We start from the raw sequence: 19548 nt of genomic DNA on the forward strand, positions 1-19548 counted from the left end.
CCAACCGCAGTTTCGATCCCGTGTATGACGGGCATTCCTTCGACCTCTCCTTCCCCAGCCCGATCAAGCCCTACCTCGTGGCCCTGGCGGCGGACACGGCATCCCCGTTCGGCCCAAGCGTGGACCTTTCCTTCGACCCGGAAACGGGCCAGGACGGCGACGCCGGCGAGGCTGGCCAGCCAGCGCCGGTCCGCGTTGATGCCGAGGGTCTCTCGCACCGCGTTGTCAGCGTCCCCGTCCCGCAGGGCAACTACTCTTCCCTGACGGCGGTCGACGGCGCGCTGCTGTGGCTGGACAGCCCGCTCGCCGGGGTGACCGGTGACGGCAAAGCCAGCCTGGAGGACAAAAACGCCGCACCCAGCCTGGTCCGATTCGATCTGGCCAAGCGCAAGAGCACCACCCTCGTGGACTCGCTGGACAGCTACCTGCTGTCCGGCGACGGCAAGAAGGTGGTGGTGATCCACGACAAGCAGATCCGGGTGGTGCCGTCCGACGCGAAGGCCGACGAGGAATCCGGCCAGGCGGTCAAGGTGGACCTCGCACGCATCCGGGTGCTGATGGATCCGCTGCGAGTCTGGGGACAGGCCTTTGACGAGGCGTGGCGGCTGCAGCGCGACTTCTTCTGGACCGAGGACATGGCGGGCCAGGACTGGGAGTCGGTCCACAAGCGCTACCGGCCTCTGGTCGACAGGCTCGGGTCGCATGACGACCTCGTGGACCTGCTGTGGGAACTCCACGGCGAGCTCGGCACATCCCATGCGTACGTCCGGCCGGCGGCTGCCACCGAAAACGGCAGCAACGGGCAGGGCCGCCTCGGTGCGGACCTGGCGTTTACGGGCGAGGGCTGGGAAATTGTCCGCATCCTCGCGGGCGAATCGTCGGATCCCCTCGCGACATCGCCGCTGTCCCGCCCCGGCGCCGCTGCCAAGGCCGGGGACGTCCTGCTCGCCGTCGACGGCGTTCAGCTCACCGAAAGCCTGACTCCGGCCATGCAGCTGGTCGGCGCGGCCGGGCGCACGGTGGAACTGACCATCCGCAACGGCGCAGGCCACGGCCCGGCAGCCGGCGACCAGCGCCGCATTGCCGTTGTCCCCATCAAGGACGAGGAACGCCTCCGCTACCAGGACTGGGTGGCCGCCAACCGCCGCACCGTACGGGAGGCGTCCGGAGGAAGCTTCGGCTATCTGCACGTCCCGGACATGATGGCCAACGGCTGGGCCCAGCTGCACCGTGACCTGGATACCGAAACCGCACTCGACGGGCTGATCGTCGACGTGCGCCGGAACCGCGGCGGGCACACCTCCCAGCTGGTGGCTGAGCTGATCGGCCGCAAGGTCACAGGCTGGAGCATGCCGCGGGGGGAGAAACCCCGGACCTACCCGCACCACGCACCGCGCGGACCGGTCATCATCCTCGCCGACGAGTTTGCGGGGTCCGACGGCGACATCATCACGCAGGTATCGAAGCTGAGGGGCATCGGCCCCGTGATCGGGACCCGGACCTGGGGCGGAGTGGTGGGCATCGACAGCCGCTTCACGCTCGCGGACGGCACCGGGGTCACCCAGCCGCGCTATGCCACCTGGTTTGCCGGCGGCGTGGGCTGGAACGTCGAAAACTACGGCGTTGCCCCGGACATCGAGGTGACCTTCCCCCCGCATGCCTATGCTGCCGGCCGGGACCCGCAATTGGAGTACGGCATCGGGGCGCTGAAGGAAATGGTCCAGGAGATCCCCACCGACCGTCCGCCGGCCCGCGAAGGCTACCGCCGGCTGCGGCCCGGGCGTCTGCCGGCCCGCCAGAACGCCGCCGGCTGAGCCCCGGCGCCATCGGAAAGGCCCTGGGCCCGTACTGGATTTTCCAGAACGGGCCCAGGGCCTTTTTGCCGTGTGCCTCCCGCTGCTGGCAGCGGGAGGCCGACGATCAGGAAGCGGCGAGCGTGGCGTCGAGGGTGATGTCGATGCTGGCGAGGGCGCCGGAGACCGGGCAGCCGACCTTGGCTTCCGCTGCGATCTTCTGGAATTCTTCTTCGCTGATGCCGGGCACCTTGGCGTTCAGGGTCAGGTGGCTGCCGGTGATGCCGGTGCCGGGCTTGAACGTGACGTCAGCCTTGGTGTGCACCTCTTCGGGCGTGTGGCCGGCCTGGGCGAGTGCGTGGCTGAACGCCATCGAGAAACAGGCGGAGTGGGCGGCGGCGATCAGCTCTTCCGGGCTGGTCTTGCCTTCAGCGGCCTCGGTGCGGGCCTTCCAGGTGACCTCGTAGGTACCCAGGCCGGAGCTGTCGAGGGTCGTGTTGCCGGCACCCGTCATCAGGTCGCCGTTCCATACAGTGTGTGCGGTGCGTGTTGCTGCCATGTCCACTCCTTAGCTTGGGTTCAGTTCAGGATCCGGCTAACTCCCGGTCCTTCCTGCACAATCCTATGGACTACGCGGCACCCGTGCACGGGTTGTCCGCTGTCAGAGGATTATGACCGGTGCTACTGCCAGAGCGTGGCGATCCCGATGTTCAGCAGGGCCAGGCCGCCGACAGCGTGCGCGAGGCCGGCCGAGACGGGCTCGTCCTTCTTGTACTTGCGCCTGCCGATGAAGGCCAGCACGCCGACGGCCAGGGCGACGGCGAACTTGATGCCCAGCTTGGCGTAGTTGGCGTCCATGTCCAAGGCGGGAATCAGGCCCATCATGACGATGCCTGTGAGCAGCTGAAGGGCGGCGCCGTCGAACTGCCGCGGGTGGACAGTGGGCTTCTTCATGTTGGCGATCCAGATGCCGACGATCATGGCGGCGCCGACGACGTGCAGGAAGACCATGATGTTATAGACGATGTTCATGGCACCAGTGTAGCCAGATACTTCTACGCTCCGTAGTAGGACTGGCGGTGCGTCGGACCGCAGGCGGCAGCCACGAAAAAACGGCGGCGGCCGCCCGGTCAGCCGGTGGTTCCCCACCGCGTTCCGGACGGCCGCCGCCGTCGTTAATTCCTGGAGGCTAGAGTCCCAGGTCCGCTTCGAACGCGCCCTCTTCGAGGCGTGCCTTCAGCGTCTGCAGGAAGCGTCCGGCGTCCGCGCCGTCCACCAGGCGGTGGTCGTACGTCAGGGACAGGTACATCATGGAGCGGACCGCGATGGAGTCATCGCCGTTGACGTCCTGGACCACCACGGGGCGCTTGACGATCGCGCCGGTGCCCAAGATGCCGACCTGCGGCTGGTTGATGATCGGGGTGTCGAACAGGGCGCCCACCGAACCGATGTTGGTGATGCTGAACGTTCCGCCGGACAGCTCGTCCGGGCCGATCTTGCCGTTGCGGGTGCGGTCTGCAACATCGGCGATCTTGCCGGCCAGGCCGGCAAGGTTCAGCGTGCCGGCGTCGGAAATGACGGGAACCAGCAGCCCCTTGTCAGTGTCGACGGCGATCGCCAGGTGCTCGGCGTTGTGGTAAGTGATTTCCTGCTTGTCTTCGTCGTACGCAGCGTTGAGCTTGGGGTGCTGCTTCAGCGCTTCGGCCACGGCCTTGGCGATGAACGGCAGGAACGTCAGCTTGGTGCCGTTCTGGGCCTGGAACGAGTTCTTGGCCTTGAGGCGGAGCTTAGCAACCTTGGTCATGTCCACTTCGTGCACCTGGGTCAGCTGGGTGGAGACATCCAGTGACTCGCGCATGCGCCGGGCAATGACCTGGCGGATGCGCGGGGCCTTCTGCGTGGTGCCCCGCAGCGACGACGCCGCGGCGGACGCTGCTGACGGGGCGGCAGCAGCGGCAGGGGCGGACGGTTCGGCCGGGGCAGGCTTGGCCTCAGCGGCGGCCAGGACATCCTGCTTGCGGATGCGGCCGCCGACGCCCGTGCCGGACACTGCGGAGATGTCCACGCCGTGCTGGTTGGCCAGCTTGCGGACCAGGGGAGTGACGTAGCCGGATTCGCCGCCGGCGGCAGGTGCCTCGGCGGGAGCGGCCTGGGCTGCGGGAGCCGGAGCGGCCTCTGCCGGAGCAGCGGGGGCAGGTGCGGCAGCGGCGGGTGCTTCGGCCGGCTTCTCGGGCGCGGCAGCCGGTGCAGGGGCAGGAGCCTCTGCAGGCTTTTCGGGTGCCGCGGCGGGTGCGGCGGCAGGTGCGGCTGCGCCGGAGCCGATCACGGCGAGGACGGAGCCGACCTCGGCAGTTTCGTCTTCGTTGACGCGGATTTCCTGGAGGGTACCGGCAACCGGGGACGGAATTTCGGTGTCGACCTTGTCGGTGGAGACCTCGAGCAGCGGCTCGTCCACTTCAACGGAGTCGCCAATGGCCTTGAGCCACCGCGTCACGGTGCCCTCGGTAACGCTTTCGCCCAGGGCGGGGAGCGTCACTTCGTGGGATTCGCCGGAGGCGGCGGGGGCCTCCGAGGCGGGCGCTTCCTGGGCGGGAGCCTGTTCAGCCGGAGCCTCCGCGGGTGCTTCCTCGGCGGGTGCGGCTTCTGCGGCCGGTGCCTCTTCGGCCGGGGCGGCCTCGGCGGGAGCGGAGCCGCCACCCGAGCCATCGCCAATGCGGACCAGGGGAGCACCGACTTCTGCGGTTTCGTCTTCGGCAACGAGGATTTCCTCGATGACGCCGGCGATCGGAGAGGGGATTTCAGTGTCTACTTTGTCGGTGGAGACTTCGAGCAGCGGCTCGTCCACCTCTACCCGGTCACCTACCTGCTTGAGCCAGCGGGTGACGGTTCCTTCGGTGACGCTCTCACCGAGGGCGGGCAAGTTAACGGATTCAGACATGTCGTCCCCGTTCTCCTTATTGATCTTTGTGCGGATGATTGCTGGCTTGTTCGAGCTTAGTGCACCCTGCGGATCATGCCGGGTGCACTAAGCCCTGTGGTACTGCGGAGCTGCTGTTAGCCGTGGAGGGCTTTGCCCGCGAGGGCGAGGTGGGCTTCGCCCAGCGCCTCGTTCTGGGTCGGGTGGGCGTGCAGCAGCTGGGCCACATCCTCCGGGTAGGCTTCCCAGTTCACGATCAGCTGGGCTTCGCCGATCTGCTCACCCATGCGGGAGCCGATCATGTGGACGCCGACGACGGGGCCGTCCTTCTGGCGGACCAGCTTCACGAGGCCGCCGGTGCCCAGGATGGAGCTCTTGCCGTTGCCGGCGAGGTTGTATTCCTGGGTCTCGACCTGGTCTTCGCCGAACTTGTCCTTGGCGCCCTTTTCTGTGTAGCCGACCGTGGCGATCTCGGGCTCGCAGTAGGTGACCTTGGGGATGTTGACGTCTTCGACGATGACGGGCTTCAGGCCCGCGATTTCCTCGGCGACGAAGATGCCCTGCTGGTAGCCGCGGTGTGCGAGCTGGACGCCGGGAACGATGTCGCCGACGGCGTAGATGTTGCCGACGCCGGTGTGCAGGCGCTCGTTGGTGATGACGAATCCGCGGTCGATGGTGACGCCTGCCTCTTCGTAACCGAGGTTGGCCGTGACCGGGCCGCGGCCAACGGCCACCAGCAGGAGTTCGGCCTCGAACGTCTTGCCGTCAACCAGCGTGACCTTGACGCCGTTGTCGTTCTGCTCGACGCCCTGGAAGAAGGTGCCGGTGGAGAACTTGATGCCGCGCTTCTTGAAGGCGCGCTCGAGGTTCTTCACGATGGTGGCGTCTTCGTTCGGGACCAGCGAGGGCAGGCCTTCGACGATCGTGACGTCCACGCCGAAGGACTTCCACACGGACGCGAACTCGACGCCGATGACGCCGCCGCCGAGCACGATGACGCTCTTGGGGATGTAGTCCATGGTCAGCGCCTCGTCGGAGGTGATGACGCGGCCGCCGATCTCCAGGCCCGGGAGGGAGCGGGAGTAGGAACCCGTGGCGAGGACGATGTTCTTGCCCTTGTAGGCGGTGCCGTTCACGACGACGGTGTCGGTGCCCTGAAGCTTGCCCTCACCCTCGATGACCGTGATGCCCTTGGACTTGATGAGGCCCTGCAGTCCCTTGAACTTGCCGGCGACGATTCCGTCCTTGTAGGCGTTGACGGCCGTGATGTCGATGCCGTCAAGGGTGACGTTCACGCCGTACTTGGCGGAGTCACGGGCGTGGTCGGCCAGTTCAGCCGAGTGCAGCAGCGCCTTGGTGGGGATACAGCCGTTGTGCAGGCAGGTTCCGCCGAGTTTGCCCTTCTCCACGAGGCCGACGGAGAAGCCAAGCTGAACGGCCCGGAGGGCGGTGGCGTATCCGCCGCTGCCGCCACCGAGTACCAGGATGTCGAATTCTTGCGCAGTTGCCTGATCGGCCACTTAGACGCTCCCTCGCGTGAACGATGACACGAGAGTACGCATCATCTGGTCTTGGAACTTGCTCTGCCGTGATTATGCCAGCAGGCCGGTTCCCTTTCATTTGTGACTACCGTGGTTCACCTTAGCGAACCACTTATCCATGCTCCACCTTGCCGCGACATTTGTGGAGCGCTTGTGTCGAGTGTCACGCGGCGGTGTGGCGGACGGATCATTCCGCCCGCCACAAAGCCCCACGCACGCGGTTAAGCCTGGTCCAGAAGGTCCTCGGCATAGGCCACGAGCGTCCGGACCGTGCAGCCCGTGCCCTGCTTCGGCGTGTAGCCATAGGGTGCCCCGTTGTTGAAGGAGGGGCCGGCGATGTCGATGTGCGCCCAGGGGATGGGCTGGCCGTCCTTGCCCTTGCCCACGAATTCGCGCAGGAACACGGCCGCCGTCATCATGCCGCCATGGCGTTCGCCGATGTTGGCGAGGTCGGCCACCTGGGAGTCGAGGCTCGGCCGCAGTTCCTCCGGCAGCGGCATGGGCCAGACGAGCTCCCCTGCACGGTCTGCCGCCGCCTTCAGCGGGCCGGTGACACTGTCGGCGCCCATGACACCCGCGGTGCGGTTTCCGAGGGCGATCAGCTGGGCGCCTGTCAGGGTGGCGACGTCGATGATCGCGTCCGGGTATTCCTGGCTCGCCGCGACGATGCCGTCCGCCATCACCAGCCGGCCTTCGGCGTCAGTGTTGAGGACTTCGACCGTCTTGCCGCCGAACATCGTGAGGACGTCTGCCGGACGGGATGCCGCACCTGAGGGCATGTTCTCGGCAATGCACAGCCAGGCGGTCGCCTTCACGGGCAGGCCCAGGCCTGCGAGGGTCAGCACCGTATTAAGGACGACGGCGGCGCCCGCCATGTCGCTCTTCATGTCACCCATGCCCAGTGCGGGCTTAATGGAGATGCCGCCGGTGTCGAACGTGATGCCCTTGCCCACGAGGGCGATTTTCCGGGTGGCCTTCGCGGGCGCGTATTCAACCTTGACGAGGCGGGGCTGGCGCGAAGAGCCTTTGCCGACGCCCATGATGCCCCCGAAGCCTTCCTTCTCGAGGCGTTTCTCGTCCCACACGGTCACCTTGACGGGAAGGCCCTTGGCCAGTTCCTTGGCGGCATCCGCGAAGGATTCCGGGTAGAGGTGGCTGGGCGGCTCGTTCACCAGCGAGCGGGTGGCGTTGACTGCCTTTCCCAGGAGCGCCGCGCGCTTCAGCGCCGGTTCAAGGTCCTTGTCGCCGGCCAGGTCGGTGAAGATCACCGCATTGCGGACAGGATCCTTCAGCCCGTCCTTGGACGAGCGGTACTCCGTGAAGGAATAGGCGCCCAGCGCCGCGCCCTCGGCGACGGCGGCGACGTCGGCGACATCCGCCGTCGGGAAGGCAAGCGTGACGGTGGTGAGCCCCGCGAGCTGGCGGACCGCAGAACCGGCGGCACGGCGCAGTGCTTCGCGGGTCAGCTTTTGGCCGGCGCTGACCTTTCCGACGCCCGCCAGCACGACGACGCCGTTGCCTGCCTCGGGAAGACCCGGAAGGCGGACGGCCTGGTCGGCTGCCCCGGTGATGCCAAGAACCTTCAACGATTCGGCCAGCGCTTCGGCAGACTTGGCCGTCAGCGGGTTCTCAAGCAGGACGGGGCCGTCCGCCCCCTGTCCCACGCCGATGACGACGGCGTCGCTGGCAGCCTTCTTGAGGTCGCGCGCTATGGCGCTAAGGTTGATTTCACTATTCTTGACCACGAGGATCAGTCCTCAATTCTCTGTGACGATTCGTGCAGGAAGTGCAAAGTAAAGGCACCCTGCCGTGGGTGCCCGGAGGCCGTCCGCGTGGGAGGCCGCCGGCAACGGTGGCCCTCAGCAAAGGCCACTTCCGATCGTAGTCTCTCGCCGGCTGCACAGCCGGATTCACTGAGAGCCGCGCCACGGCGGCCCAAGGAATGCCCCGGACGCGCGCAGCGTTATGGACATTAACCCCTCCGACCATGAAAGGAACTCGCCGTGTTTGAACGGATTTCCGGCTCGCTGCTGGACCCCGACGCGCTCTACGCCAAGAACATTGAGCTGTTCCACAGCCCCGAACTGCGCGGGCTGAATCTGGTGATGGGCTTCACCGGTTTTGCCGACGCCGGCCATGTGGTCAGGCAGATCACGGCCGAGCTCCTCGACAACCTCGATTCCGAGCGCGTCGCCGTGTTTGATGCCGACCAGCTCATCGATTACAGGTCCCGGCGGCCGCATGTGTCCTTTGTTGAGGACCATCTCGAGGACTACCAGGCGCCCAGCCTTGCCCTCTACCGGCTCGTCGACGGCCTGGGCAGGCCGTTCCTGTTCCTTGCCGGATTCGAGCCCGACCTGCAGTGGGAACGCTTCGCGCGTGCCGTCGTTCAGATCGTGGAGTCCCTGGACGTCAACCTGGTGACGTGGATCCACTCGATCCCCATGCCTGTGCCGCACACCCGCCCGGTGGGCGTGACGGTGCACGGCAACCGCCCCGAGCTCATCGAGGGCATCTCCGCCTGGAAGCCCACGGTGGAAGTGCCTGCCGCTGTGGGCCACGTGCTGGAACTGCGCCTTGCCGATGCCGGGCGGAACGTGGCCGGCTACGTGATCCATGTGCCGCATTATCTGGCCGAGGCCGAGTATCCGACGGCGGCCGTCGCGGGCCTTGAATACCTCGGCGCAGCCACTTCCCTCATGCTCCCCACCGACAGGCTGCGGGAGTCGGGCCGCGACGTCGGGCGGCAGATCGCCGAGCAGGTCGAGGCGTCGGCGGACGTCCAGCAGGTGGTCGCCAAGCTGGAGGCCCGCTACGACGAGAAGGCTGAAGGCACCGTCCGCCGGTCCCTGCTGGCCGACGAGAACGATGAACTGCCGGACGCTGATGCGCTCGGGGCCGCTGTGGAGGCGTACCTGGCCCGCGAAAATCCGACACCATAATATGGGTCACTAAAGCCCCGAATTAAATAGGATTTTTGCGGGCCCCGGGCATAATAAAAAGGTGACTGCACCCCGCGCCTGGCTCGTTTGGTCCATTGGCATTTTCTCGTACCTGGTGGCTGTGACCCAGCGTACGTCGTTTGGTGTGGTCGGACTCGAGGCTACCGAACGGTTCCACGCGAGTGCCTCGGCGATTTCGTTTTTCACCGTATTGCAGCTCCTCGTCTACGCGGGGCTGCAGATCCCGGTGGGCGTGCTCGTGGACAGGTTCGGCTCCCGGGCGATGATTGCCGGCGGCGCCCTGCTCATGGGGCTGGGACAGCTCCAGCTCGCCTTCGCTGAGAGTGTCCCTGCCGGCGTGCTCGGCCGCGTCCTGGTGGGCGCGGGCGACGCCATGACGTTCATCTCCGTCATCCGGCTGATCCCGCTGTGGTTTGCTCCGGCCCGCGTGCCGCTGCTGACCCAGCTCACGGGAATGTCCGGGCAGCTGGGGCAGCTGCTGAGCGTGGTGCCGTTCGCCTTCGTCCTCCATGCCGCCGGCTGGAGCCCGGCCTTCCTGTCGCTGGCGGGACTGTCCGGCCTCGCCATTGTCCTGGTGGTCCTGCTGCTGCAGGACGTGCCGCCCGGCACTCCCCGGCAGGAGTCAAGCAAGGGCCTGCGCGCCACTGGTGTGTCGCTCTCCCGGGCCTGGAAGCAGCCGGGCACGCGGCTGGGCATGTGGAGCCACTTCACCATCCAGTTCAGCGGCACCGTGTTCGCCATGACCTGGGGATACCCCTTCCTGATTTCGGCGCAGGGCTTGGACTCATCTACCGTGGCCTCGCTCATGTCCCTCTACGTGGCCGGCGCGATCGGTGCCGGACCGCTGATCGGGCGGTTTGTCTCACGGCACCCCCTTCGGCGCTCAACCATGGTTCTCCTGCTTGTGGCGGCCACTGCTGTTGCCTGGGCGGCGGTGCTGCTCTACCCGGGCCGCTCCCCGCTGTGGCTGCTGGCCGCGCTCGTGGTGGTGCTGGCCATCGGCGGTCCGGGCTCCATGATCGGCTTTGATTTCGCCCGCACCTTCAACCCGGCGCACCGGATCGGTACCGCCACGGGCATTGTCAACGTCGGCGGCTTCTTCGCGGCGCTCATTACCATCTACCTGATCGGCGCCGTCCTCGACATCCTGTATTCCACCGGGTTCTCCAACGGAGTGCTGTACGGCCTCGAGCCATTCCGCATCGCCTTGAGCGTGCACTTCCTGATCCTGGGCGTCGGCTCCGTGGCCATGCTGGTGGTCCGCCGGAAAGTGCGCCGGCAGATGGCCGCCCAGGGAGTGGTGGTTGCGCCGCTGCTGCAGGCGATGGCCGAACAGCGCAGGGCGAGGAACGCGCGGCGGAACGCGTCACCCCGCGACTAGCAGTGCCCCGGCTGGCACTATCCCTGCACATCCGGCAGTAGTCCACATGGCCGAAGCCGCGGGTACCGGCCGGTAGGGGCCCTGCCTGAGGCTGGATGCATGAACGCACCCGAGCACCTGACCATCAGCGGCCCCGAGGACATTCTCGGCTATGTTCCGCACACGCTAGGGTATTGGCCCACGCGCAGCCTCGTGGCCATGACCATGCAGGGCAAGCGCCTCGGGGCCACGCTCCGGGTCGACTTGCCGGAGGGGGCGTCGTCCAATCGCGGCCTCGAGGACTTCTCCCGGACGGTCGCCCAGTACCTCCTCGCGGATGACGACGCCAATGGCACCCTCCTGGTGTTCTTCACGGACGATGGCTGGACAGACGACTCCGGTCCTCCCGGCGGCCGGGAGCTGCTCGCCGACCTTGAAACCGCCCTCGGTCTCGCAGGGATGCCCGTGCGGGACGCCTGGTATGTCGGCGCCGAATACTGGCGGAACGTGTACTGCACGGATGCCGGCTGCTGCCCGCTGCCCGGGCGTCCCCTCGCCGAGATCCGGGACAGCCGCCTCAACGCAGAGATGGTGTACCTGGGGAGCATTGTGGGGGCGCCGCCCGGAGACAGTCCCGCCGGGGGACCGGAACCCGAGGAGAATCCGGCGGTGCTTGCCGCGGAGCAGCGCTGGAGGGAAACACTCTGCGGCAGAGGGGCCAGCCGGCCCCAGTTCGAAAGGGTGCTGGATACCTGGGAGTCGGCGCTGACGGCAAAGGAAGGCACCACGCGGCTGCCCCACGACGTCGCGGGTTTCCTGCGTGCCACCCTGTGTGTCCCCTCGTGGCGCGACGCGGTCCTGGTCATGGCTGCGGCGGGCCGACCTGCGGCGGTGGCGGGTGCTGAAGAGTTCGGCCTCTTCTCGGACCTGCCCGGTCCGTCCGCAACAGCGCCGTCCGCCACAGCGCGGCCCGGCGTGGAGGTGCCGTCCGCCACAGCGCCGCCCGGCGTGGAGGCGCCTGCCGGGACTGCGCGTCCCGGCTCGATCCAGCCAGCCCGGTCAGTGGAGCCTGATGCATCCCCCGTCCCCGGCAGCGGCGGGGTCCCGGACAATCGCGGGGTCCCGGACAATCGCGCGGTCCCTGGCTACGGCGAGGTTCTCCTCGGCCTGGCTCCTCTGGTGCCGGACTGGACGAGGATGAAGTCCCTCGAAGACGTGATGCTGCAGCTGGCACACTGCGGTCCGGGGGAAGCGCAGGCGGCTGCATGGACTGCCAAAGCATGGATCGAATGGTGCCGGGGGAGGGGCTCGTACGCGCATGCCTCCCTTAGCCGTGCCTTGGAGGCCGCCCCCGGGTACAGGCTGGCGGAGCTGCTTTCCGAGGTGGTCCGGCGGGGAACGATCTGCGGCTGGGCGGCACGAAGGGAGGCAGCTTGGCAGAAATTCGGCACGGACGCCGCATAGGGCCGGAACCGGCGCCGCACTGCAAGGGTGCCGCGGCAAAGGAGCCTGGCGGTAAAGGGCAGTGCCGGGCAGCAGGGCCGCCGGCGGGGCGGATGCGCCGGACATTACGGCCCTATCGGCCCCTGCCGGCGAAAATCATGAGACAATGGTTGCCGAGACCCGGTTGGGTCCGTGAATCAGTGCTTGCAGTGGCACCCGGAAACGGGAACATTGCGGCCGCCCCGGCAGTTCTACTTAATGGCTCTGTCGGTCGTGGTAGCACCTGATGTCAATCACGGACTTGACAGGGTCATAGTGGTGTTGCCCGTATGGTGATTCCACAGACCGCCGCTAGAAAGGTTTTCTGTGACCCCGTCTTCCGCGAAGAAGGAACCCGCCGACCAGGCCGATGTATTGGCCGAGGATAAGAAGGCGGCAACCAACGCCAAGCGTGCAGCCACCCGCGCCGCGAACAAGGCTGTCAAGGATGCCGCAGTCGGTGGCGGCGACGCTGCCTCGGCCGCCAAGCCCGAGCCGAAGAAGCGTGGCCCCAAGCCCGGCGCCAAGGCAGCAGCCGAAGCCGCCGGAAGCCGCTCGACGTCGGATGACGACGTCGATGTGGATGTCGAAGAGGATCTCGACGACGTATCGCCCGATCCCGCCGAGCTTACTGAGGAAGGCGACGAAGCCGGCAAGGCTGCCGCCGCACCCACAGGCTCCGGATTCGTTTACTCCGATGCTGACGACGACGACGCCCCTGTGCAGCAGGTCATGTCGGCAGGTGCCACCGCCGACCCCGTCAAGGACTACCTGAAGCAGATCGGCAAGGTTGCCCTCCTCAACGCCGAACAGGAGGTTGACCTCGCCCTCCGGATTGAGGCCGGCCTTTTCGCCGAAGAGAAGATCAACGCCGACGACGGCTCCATGGACCCGAAGTACAAGCGCGAGCTCGAATTCATCATCCACGACGGCAAGCGCGCCAAGAACCACCTCCTCGAGGCGAACCTCCGCCTCGTGGTGTCCCTGGCCAAGCGCTACACGGGCCGCGGCATGCTGTTCCTGGACCTGATCCAGGAGGGCAACCTCGGCCTCATCCGTGCAGTTGAGAAGTTCGACTACACCAAGGGCTTCAAGTTCTCCACCTACGCCACCTGGTGGATCCGCCAGGCCATCACCCGCGCCATGGCTGACCAGGCCCGCACCATCCGTATTCCCGTGCACATGGTCGAGGTCATCAACAAGCTCGCCCGTGTGCAGCGCCAGATGTTGCAGGACCTCGGCCGTGAACCCACGCCCGAAGAGCTGGCCCTTGAGCTGGACATGACGCCGGAAAAGGTCGTTGAAGTCCAGAAGTACGGCCGCGAACCCATCTCGCTGCACACGCCGCTCGGCGAGGACGGCGACTCCGAGTTCGGCGATCTCATCGAGGACTCCGAAGCCGTGGTTCCGGCCGACGCCGTGAGCTTCACGCTGCTGCAGGAACAGCTGCACTCGGTGCTGGACACGCTCTCCGAACGTGAAGCCGGCGTGGTCGCGATGCGCTTTGGCCTCACGGACGGCCAGCCGAAGACTTTAGACGAAATCGGCAAGGTCTACGGCGTCACGCGTGAGCGCATCCGCCAGATCGAATCCAAGACGATGTCCAAGCTGCGGCACCCGTCGCGGTCCCAGGTCCTGCGGGATTACCTGGACTAGGAAGCCGTCTCCACAGCAAGGGGCTGCCGCCGGATGCACCGGCGGCAGCCCCTTGCCGTTGCTTTCAGTGCTGCGGTCTTCAATGACGGACTCAGTCCCGGCAGCAAAAAAGCCAGGGTCCCGTGCCGGGAGCCCTGGCTTTCTGCTTCGCTTTTCAGCTGCATGGTCTAGTCGACCGGTACCGGTTCCTTCTCGTGAAGCCGGCCCGACTCATCGTGCCATTCCGAGCTTAGCGGCTTGAGCGTCGCTTCCACGGCACGTGAATGGTGAGCGCAGAAGAGCAGCTCACCTCCGGAGGACTCGAGTACAACCCGGACGTATGCCTGCGCACCGCAACGGTCGCACCGGTCAGCTGCGGTGAGTGTGCGGTCGGCAACTGCTGTTGTCATGTCGGCCTCCTTAGTAGATCTGTACATCTATATAACCAGCATTCGGAGCCAAACTATGGCAAGGATGTGTCACTTTCGCTGTCCGCGTATCACGTCTGCGTAACGGCAGGCGTGAGCTGGAGCCGCGTGTGGAGTGGCAGTCCGGTGAACGGCGGCCGCGGGACTAGGCTATAGGAAGCCATTTAATGCCCTGCCGGGCCCTCGCTGAAGGAGTTCACTACCCGTGGCACCGAGTTCTGATTACACCGCCCGCCACCTATCGGTGCTGGAGGGCCTCGAGGCTGTCCGGAAGCGTCCGGGCATGTACATCGGCTCCACGGATTCGCGCGGACTCATGCACTGCCTGTGGGAAATCATCGACAACTCCGTGGATGAGGCCCTGGCCGGCTACGGCCACGACATCAAGATCATCCTCCACGCGGACAACTCCGTGGAGATCCACGACGACGGCCGCGGCATTCCGATTGACGTGGAACCCAAGACCGGCCTCACCGGCGTGGAAGTCGTCTTCACAAAGCTGCACGCCGGCGGCAAGTTCGGCGGCGGCTCCTACACCGCATCGGGCGGCCTGCACGGGGTGGGCGCCTCTGTGGTGAACGCCCTGTCCGCCCGGCTGGACGCCGAAGTGGACCGCGGCGGCAAGACGTACAAGATGTCGTTCCGCAGGGGCGAGCCGGGCAGGTTCAAGGACACCGGCACCCGTCCGGACCCCGCGGCCACGTTCACGCCGTTCGTCGACGATTCCGTGCTCGACGTCGTCGGCAAGGCCAAGCGGGGCGTGACCGGTACCCGGATCCGGTACTGGGCCGACAGGCAGATCTTCACGCCGGACGCCAAATTCTCCTACGACGAACTGGCTGCCCGTGCCCGCCAGACCTCCTTCCTGGTCCCGGGCCTGAAACTGACCGTCCGCGACGAACGCAAGCTCCCCGGCACCCCGGGGGAAAACGGCCCGCACGAGGAAGTGTTCCACCACGACGGGGGCATTTCGGAGTTCGTGGAATTCCTGGCCATCGACGCGGGCGTCACGGACGTCTGGCGGCTGCACGGTGCGGGCAAGTTCAAGGAAACGGTCCCGGTGCTGGATGACCGCGGCCACAGCAAGCTGGCCGAAGTGGAACGCGACTGCGAGGTGGACGTCGCGCTGCGCTGGGGGATCGGCTATGACACCACCGTCCGCAGCTTCGTGAACATCATCTCGACGCCGAAGGGCGGCACCCACCAGGCCGGCCTGGAGCAGGCCCTGGTCAAGACGTTCCGAAAGGCAGTGGAAACCAACGCCAGGAAGCTCAAGGCCGGCAACGACAAGATCGAAAAAGACGACATCTTTGCCGGCCTCACGGCCGTGCTGACCGTCCGCCTGGCCGAACCGCAGTTCGAGGGCCAGACTAAGGAAATTTTGGGCACGTCCGCGGTCAAGGCGATCGTGGCACGGGTCGTGGAGCGTGAGATCTCCGCCAAGCTCAGCTCCACGAACAAGAACGACAAGGCGCAGTCGGCCCTGCTCCTGGAGAAAATCGTCAGCGAGATGAAGTCCCGCATCTCCGCCCGGGTGCACAAGGAAACACAGCGCCGCAAGACCGCGCTCGAGACCTCCTCGATGCCCACAAAGCTCGCGGACTGCCGGACGGACGATGTTGACCGCTCCGAGCTGTTCATCGTCGAGGGTGACTCCGCACTCGGCACCGCGAAGCTGGCACGGTCCTCCGACTTCCAGGCACTGCTGCCGATCCGGGGCAAGATCCTGAACGTCCAGAAGGCCTCGGTGGGGGACATGCTCTCCAACGCCGAATGCGCGGCGCTGATCCAGGTGGTCGGCGCCGGCTCGGGACGCAGCTTCGCGATCGAGGCCGCCCGCTACGGGAAAGTCATCCTGATGACGGACGCCGACGTCGACGGCGCCCACATCCGCACGCTGCTGCTCACGCTGTTCTTCCGCTACATGCGCCCCATGGTCGAGCAGGGCAGGGTCTTCGCGGCCGTGCCCCCGCTGCACCGTGTGGAAGTGATCAACCCGGGCCAAAAGGCCAACGAGATGATCTACACCTACTCGGAGGCGGAGCTCCACGCGCTGCTGGCCAGGCTCGCCAAGGAAGGCAAGCGCTACAAGGAACCCATCCAGCGGTATAAGGGCCTGGGGGAGATGGACGCCGAGCAGCTGGCCGAAACCACCATGGACCCGAGGCACCGGATGCTCCGCAAGGTCAACATCGAAAACGCCCAGCGTGCGGAGGCCACCTTTGACCTGCTGATGGGATCGGACGTTGCCCCCCGGAAGGACTTCATCGTTGCCGGGGCAGCCAGCCTGGACAGGGACCGCATCGACGCCTGATCCCACGGCAGGCCGGTGAGCCAGGCTCCCGGCAGTACGTCTAGCCCAGCAGGCCCGGAACTATCAGCAGCGCCGTGGGCATGGCCAGCAGCAGGACGCAGACCGCGAGCACGGCCGCCCGGAGGGGGGCCGGAAGCGGCGCCCGGGGTGAGAGCAGGCGGCTGACGCGGGACGCCGTCGTGCTGGCCGAGCCCGCTCCGCCCGCACCGTCGGGCAGCTGCAGGCCCTGACCCGCAAGTTCGCCCCGGCCGATGGCGGGTGCTGCCTGCGGGACCGCGGACCCGCTCGCCACGATGGCAATGGCTTTGATCAGCGTGGCCTTGCTCTCCGTCTTGAGGGCGACGTCGTCGGCGAGCATTTCAATCAGCGAGTTGACGGCCTCCTGCGCCAGGCGCGTCGTGGGCAGCCAGGGAAGGGCCTGGCGCCACGCGGCGAAGGCCCACAGCAGAAGGTGGTGGCGCTGGTTGAGGTGGGCGTTCTCGTGGATCAGCACGGCACGCAACTCGGCCGGTTCCAAAGCGGCCATGAGCCCGTCGGAGAGGACCGTGACGGACCGCGCGCCGCCCGGCAGGCAGTAGGCCACGGGCGAGTCGTGGTTGATCACCATGGTGCCGTTGCCATCTGCGGAAGGGGAGGCCAGGAGCGCCAGCAGCTCGCGGTGCCGCTGGCGTTGCCGCTCAATCTTGTAGTAGGTCAGCAGCAGGGTGAAGACCAGATGCGCCGTCAGCAGTGCCGCTGCCGACAGTGCGAAGAGATGCCAGAAGCCGAGCGCCGTGGTGGGGGCGTTCTGGAACACCATCCCGGCGAGTGCCCTGAGGCCCGCGATCAGGTTGTCTCCGACCGGCTCCAGCCCGTAAACCAGCATGGCCCCGATCATGGACAGGCCACCGGCCAGGCCGATCGCCTGCCACAGCAACATGGCCGTGAAAGGATCCCGCGCAGGCCATTGGGCGCGGGAGAGGAGGATAGGCACCGGCCACGCCAGTACTATCGCCAGGACCGCCAGGAAGTATGAGGCCCAGAACATCGTCCGCTAGCTGTGGCCAAGCAGTTTGCGCAGCGTCTCAGCTTCACTCTCTGTCACGGAGCCGATAAAGCGGGCCAGCACGGCTTCACGGTCCGGAGCCGATCCCAGCACCTCGTGCATCAGCTCGGCGGTGTGGTCCTCCCGGCTGGAAACAGCCTGGTACCGGTGCGGCCGGGTGCCGCGTTCGCGCTCCACGAGGCCCTTCTTTTCGAGGCGCGACAGCACGGTCAGGACGGTGGTGACGGCCAGGTCCTTGCCCACATGGCCTGCGGCGCCGCCCTGTGCCACCGTGCTCTGTGCCAGCAGGTCGCGCAGCGTGTTGGCGGTTGCAGCTTCCCGGCCAGCCCAGAGCAGGTCCATCACTGCCCGTTCGAGTTCCCCAAGACTTGCCATCTCTACATCCTTCTGACAACGCGCCGCCTGCGGCCGGTTGGCCGCCACGTGCTGTGATTCCAATACTTCACCTTCAAATCTAGCGCGTTTGCGCGTTTCTTTCTACATGAGGTAGAACATGCGGCGCGCCGCGCGTCATTGCAGGCCCTCCATGACGGTGTAACGATGGTTTACAGCGTGGGCGCCTTGTTCTACACTCTGTAGAAGTTGATGTTCTACGCGACGTAGAAAACAGCGCTTGAGAGCTTGAGACCCAGCCAACAGTAGGGACCGCCTTGGAAGCCTTGGAAATCGCACGCTGGCAATTCGGAATCACCACGGTCTATCACTTCATGATGGTGCCGCTGACCATCGGACTGGGCCTCGTCGTGGCGGTGATCCAGACGGTCTGGTACCGGACCGGCAACCCGGCCTACCTGCGCATGACCAAATTCTGGGGAAAGCTGTTCCTCATCAACTTCATCATGGGCGTGGCCACCGGCATCGTGCAGGAGTTCCAGTTCGGCATGGCGTGGAGCGAGTACAGCCGCTTCGTCGGTGACGTTTTCGGTGCGCCGCTGGCCCTCGAAGCCCTACTCGCGTTTTTCGTCGAGTCCACGTTCCTGGGCCTCTGGATCTTCGGCTGGAAGCAGCTCAAAAAGGGCGTGCACCTGGCCTGCCTCTGGATCGCCGTGATCGGCTCGTTCTTTTCCGCGTACTTCATCATCGTGGCCAACAGCTGGATGCAGCACCCCGTGGGTGTGGACATGGTGGACGGCCGGCCCGTCATGACAGACGCCTGGGCGGTCTTCACCAACAACACCGCCCTGGTCGCCGTGCCACACACGCTCTTCGGTGCCCTGGCCGTCGCCGGCGGGTTCCTGCTCGGCATTGCCTGGTACCACCTCTGGCGGCGGCGCAGGGACGGCATCGACACCGTGGGCGCCGACGGCAAGGTCATCGCCGGTTCTGCCGACATTCCCGGCCGGGACCGCACGGACCACACCGTATGGATCCGCTCACTGCGGATCGGGGCCGTCGTCGCCATGATCTCGTTCGCCGGCACGGCGCTGACCGGCGACCTCCAGGGAAAGCTGATGTTCGAACAGCAGCCCATGAAGATGGCCGCAGCCGAAGCCGCCTGCCACGACGGAACGGGATTCTCGGTCCTCAGCGTCGGGAACATCGGGTCCCGCAACTGCGATGACATCGTGGCCCTAATCGAGGTCCCGGGCATCCTGTCCTACCTGGCCAAGGGGGATTTCACCACCGAAGTCAAGGGCGTCAACAGCCTCCTGGACCAGTACAAGGCCGACTACGGCACGCACCTGCCGGACAACCCCATCTACGGGGAGCGTGCGGGGCAGGAGATCGAGTACGTGCCCGTCATGGAGGTCACCTACTGGGGCTTCCGCATGATGATCGGCTTCGGCGGAGTCGCCGCGCTGGCTGCACTGCTGGCGCTGTGGGTCACCCGCAGTGGCACCGTGCCGGAGTCCCGGTGGCTCATGCGGCTGGCCGTGTTCGGCATCCTGGCACCCTTCGGAGCGAACGCCGCGGGCTGGATCTTCACGGAAATGGGCCGGCAGCCGTTTGTCGTGGCACCCAATCCGGACCTCAACGGCATCGACCAGGTCTTCATGTTTACCGCGGCGGCCGTTTCTCCCGGGGTCTCCGCCGGAGAGATCCTGACATCGCTGATCGTCCTCACCGCCA

At 66.4% G+C, this 19548-nt stretch carries 15 protein-coding genes; 7 read left to right on the forward strand and 8 right to left on the reverse strand.

Annotated features, from left to right (window positions below; all coding sequences use genetic code 11):
• Positions 1 to 1814, forward strand: a 1814-nt coding sequence (locus AC3A3W_RS04775; RefSeq protein WP_487440759.1) for a S41 family peptidase, incomplete at its 5' end; no start/stop codon positions are given.
• 106 nt (positions 1815 to 1920) lie between these two features.
• On the opposite strand, the gene AC3A3W_RS04780 is transcribed toward AC3A3W_RS04775, so the two are convergent.
• The 5 genes from AC3A3W_RS04780 to AC3A3W_RS04800 all read right to left on the reverse strand — a co-directional run bounded on the left by AC3A3W_RS04780 (position 1921) and on the right by AC3A3W_RS04800 (position 7996).
• Complete coding sequence (locus tag AC3A3W_RS04780; RefSeq protein ID WP_487440760.1) at positions 1921 to 2352, reverse strand: OsmC family protein; 432 nt, start codon at positions 2350 to 2352, stop codon at positions 1921 to 1923.
• A 122-nt stretch (positions 2353 to 2474) separates the two neighbouring features.
• On the reverse strand, positions 2475 to 2825 hold the full coding sequence (locus AC3A3W_RS04785; protein WP_487440761.1) for a hypothetical protein: 351 nt from the start codon (positions 2823 to 2825) through the stop codon (positions 2475 to 2477).
• 157 nt (positions 2826 to 2982) lie between these two features.
• A complete protein-coding gene (gene sucB, locus AC3A3W_RS04790) occupies positions 2983 to 4731 on the reverse strand; it encodes a 2-oxoglutarate dehydrogenase, E2 component, dihydrolipoamide succinyltransferase (RefSeq protein ID WP_487440763.1) in 1749 nt (582 codons plus the stop codon).
• Positions 4732 to 4847: 116 nt separating this feature from the next.
• Entirely contained in the window at positions 4848 to 6230 is a 1383-nt protein-coding gene (gene lpdA, locus AC3A3W_RS04795; RefSeq protein WP_205653164.1) for a dihydrolipoyl dehydrogenase, read from the reverse strand.
• Positions 6231 to 6472: 242 nt separating this feature from the next.
• Entirely contained in the window at positions 6473 to 7996 is a 1524-nt protein-coding gene (locus AC3A3W_RS04800) for a leucyl aminopeptidase (RefSeq protein WP_487440764.1), read from the reverse strand.
• 258 nt (positions 7997 to 8254) lie between these two features.
• Between AC3A3W_RS04800 and AC3A3W_RS04805 the strand changes: the two genes are divergently transcribed.
• From AC3A3W_RS04805 to AC3A3W_RS04820, 4 genes are all read left to right on the forward strand, one after another.
• Positions 8255 to 9193, forward strand: a complete 939-nt coding sequence (locus AC3A3W_RS04805; RefSeq protein WP_487440766.1) for a proteasome assembly chaperone family protein — start codon at positions 8255 to 8257, stop codon at positions 9191 to 9193.
• Positions 9194 to 9254: 61 nt separating this feature from the next.
• Complete coding sequence (locus AC3A3W_RS04810; RefSeq protein ID WP_487440768.1) at positions 9255 to 10595, forward strand: MFS transporter; 1341 nt, start codon at positions 9255 to 9257, stop codon at positions 10593 to 10595.
• 99 nt (positions 10596 to 10694) lie between these two features.
• Complete coding sequence (locus AC3A3W_RS04815) at positions 10695 to 12038, forward strand: DUF4192 domain-containing protein (RefSeq protein ID WP_487440770.1); 1344 nt, start codon at positions 10695 to 10697, stop codon at positions 12036 to 12038.
• Positions 12039 to 12383: 345 nt separating this feature from the next.
• The gene (locus tag AC3A3W_RS04820; RefSeq protein WP_487440772.1) at positions 12384 to 13712 is read left to right on the forward strand and encodes an RNA polymerase sigma factor; all 1329 of its coding nucleotides are present in this window, start codon (positions 12384 to 12386) and stop codon (positions 13710 to 13712) included.
• Positions 13713 to 13879: 167 nt separating this feature from the next.
• On the opposite strand, the gene AC3A3W_RS04825 is transcribed toward AC3A3W_RS04820, so the two are convergent.
• The gene (locus tag AC3A3W_RS04825) at positions 13880 to 14101 is read right to left on the reverse strand and encodes a DUF7455 domain-containing protein (RefSeq protein ID WP_309992763.1); all 222 of its coding nucleotides are present in this window, start codon (positions 14099 to 14101) and stop codon (positions 13880 to 13882) included.
• 223 nt (positions 14102 to 14324) lie between these two features.
• Here AC3A3W_RS04825 and AC3A3W_RS04830 point away from each other — a divergent pair, with 223 nt between their 5' ends.
• Positions 14325 to 16433, forward strand: a complete 2109-nt coding sequence (locus AC3A3W_RS04830; protein WP_487440773.1) for a DNA gyrase/topoisomerase IV subunit B — start codon at positions 14325 to 14327, stop codon at positions 16431 to 16433.
• A gap of 40 nt (positions 16434 to 16473) precedes the next feature.
• Here AC3A3W_RS04830 and AC3A3W_RS04835 read toward each other — a convergent pair whose 3' ends face one another.
• Both AC3A3W_RS04835 and AC3A3W_RS04840 read right to left on the reverse strand, forming a co-directional pair.
• Positions 16474 to 17460 (reverse strand): M56 family metallopeptidase, encoded by a 987-nt coding sequence (locus AC3A3W_RS04835; protein WP_487440775.1) that lies wholly within the window; start codon positions 17458 to 17460, stop codon positions 16474 to 16476.
• Between the two features lie 6 nt (positions 17461 to 17466).
• Positions 17467 to 17853: a BlaI/MecI/CopY family transcriptional regulator gene (locus AC3A3W_RS04840; RefSeq protein ID WP_487440776.1), complete on the reverse strand. Its 387-nt coding sequence runs from the start codon at positions 17851 to 17853 to the stop codon at positions 17467 to 17469.
• Positions 17854 to 18128: 275 nt separating this feature from the next.
• Between AC3A3W_RS04840 and AC3A3W_RS04845 the strand changes: the two genes are divergently transcribed.
• The coding region (locus AC3A3W_RS04845; protein WP_487440778.1) for a cytochrome ubiquinol oxidase subunit I at positions 18129 to 19548 on the forward strand (1420 nt) is incomplete at its 3' end.

Source organism: Arthrobacter sp. Soil_N43 (assembly GCF_057655195.1).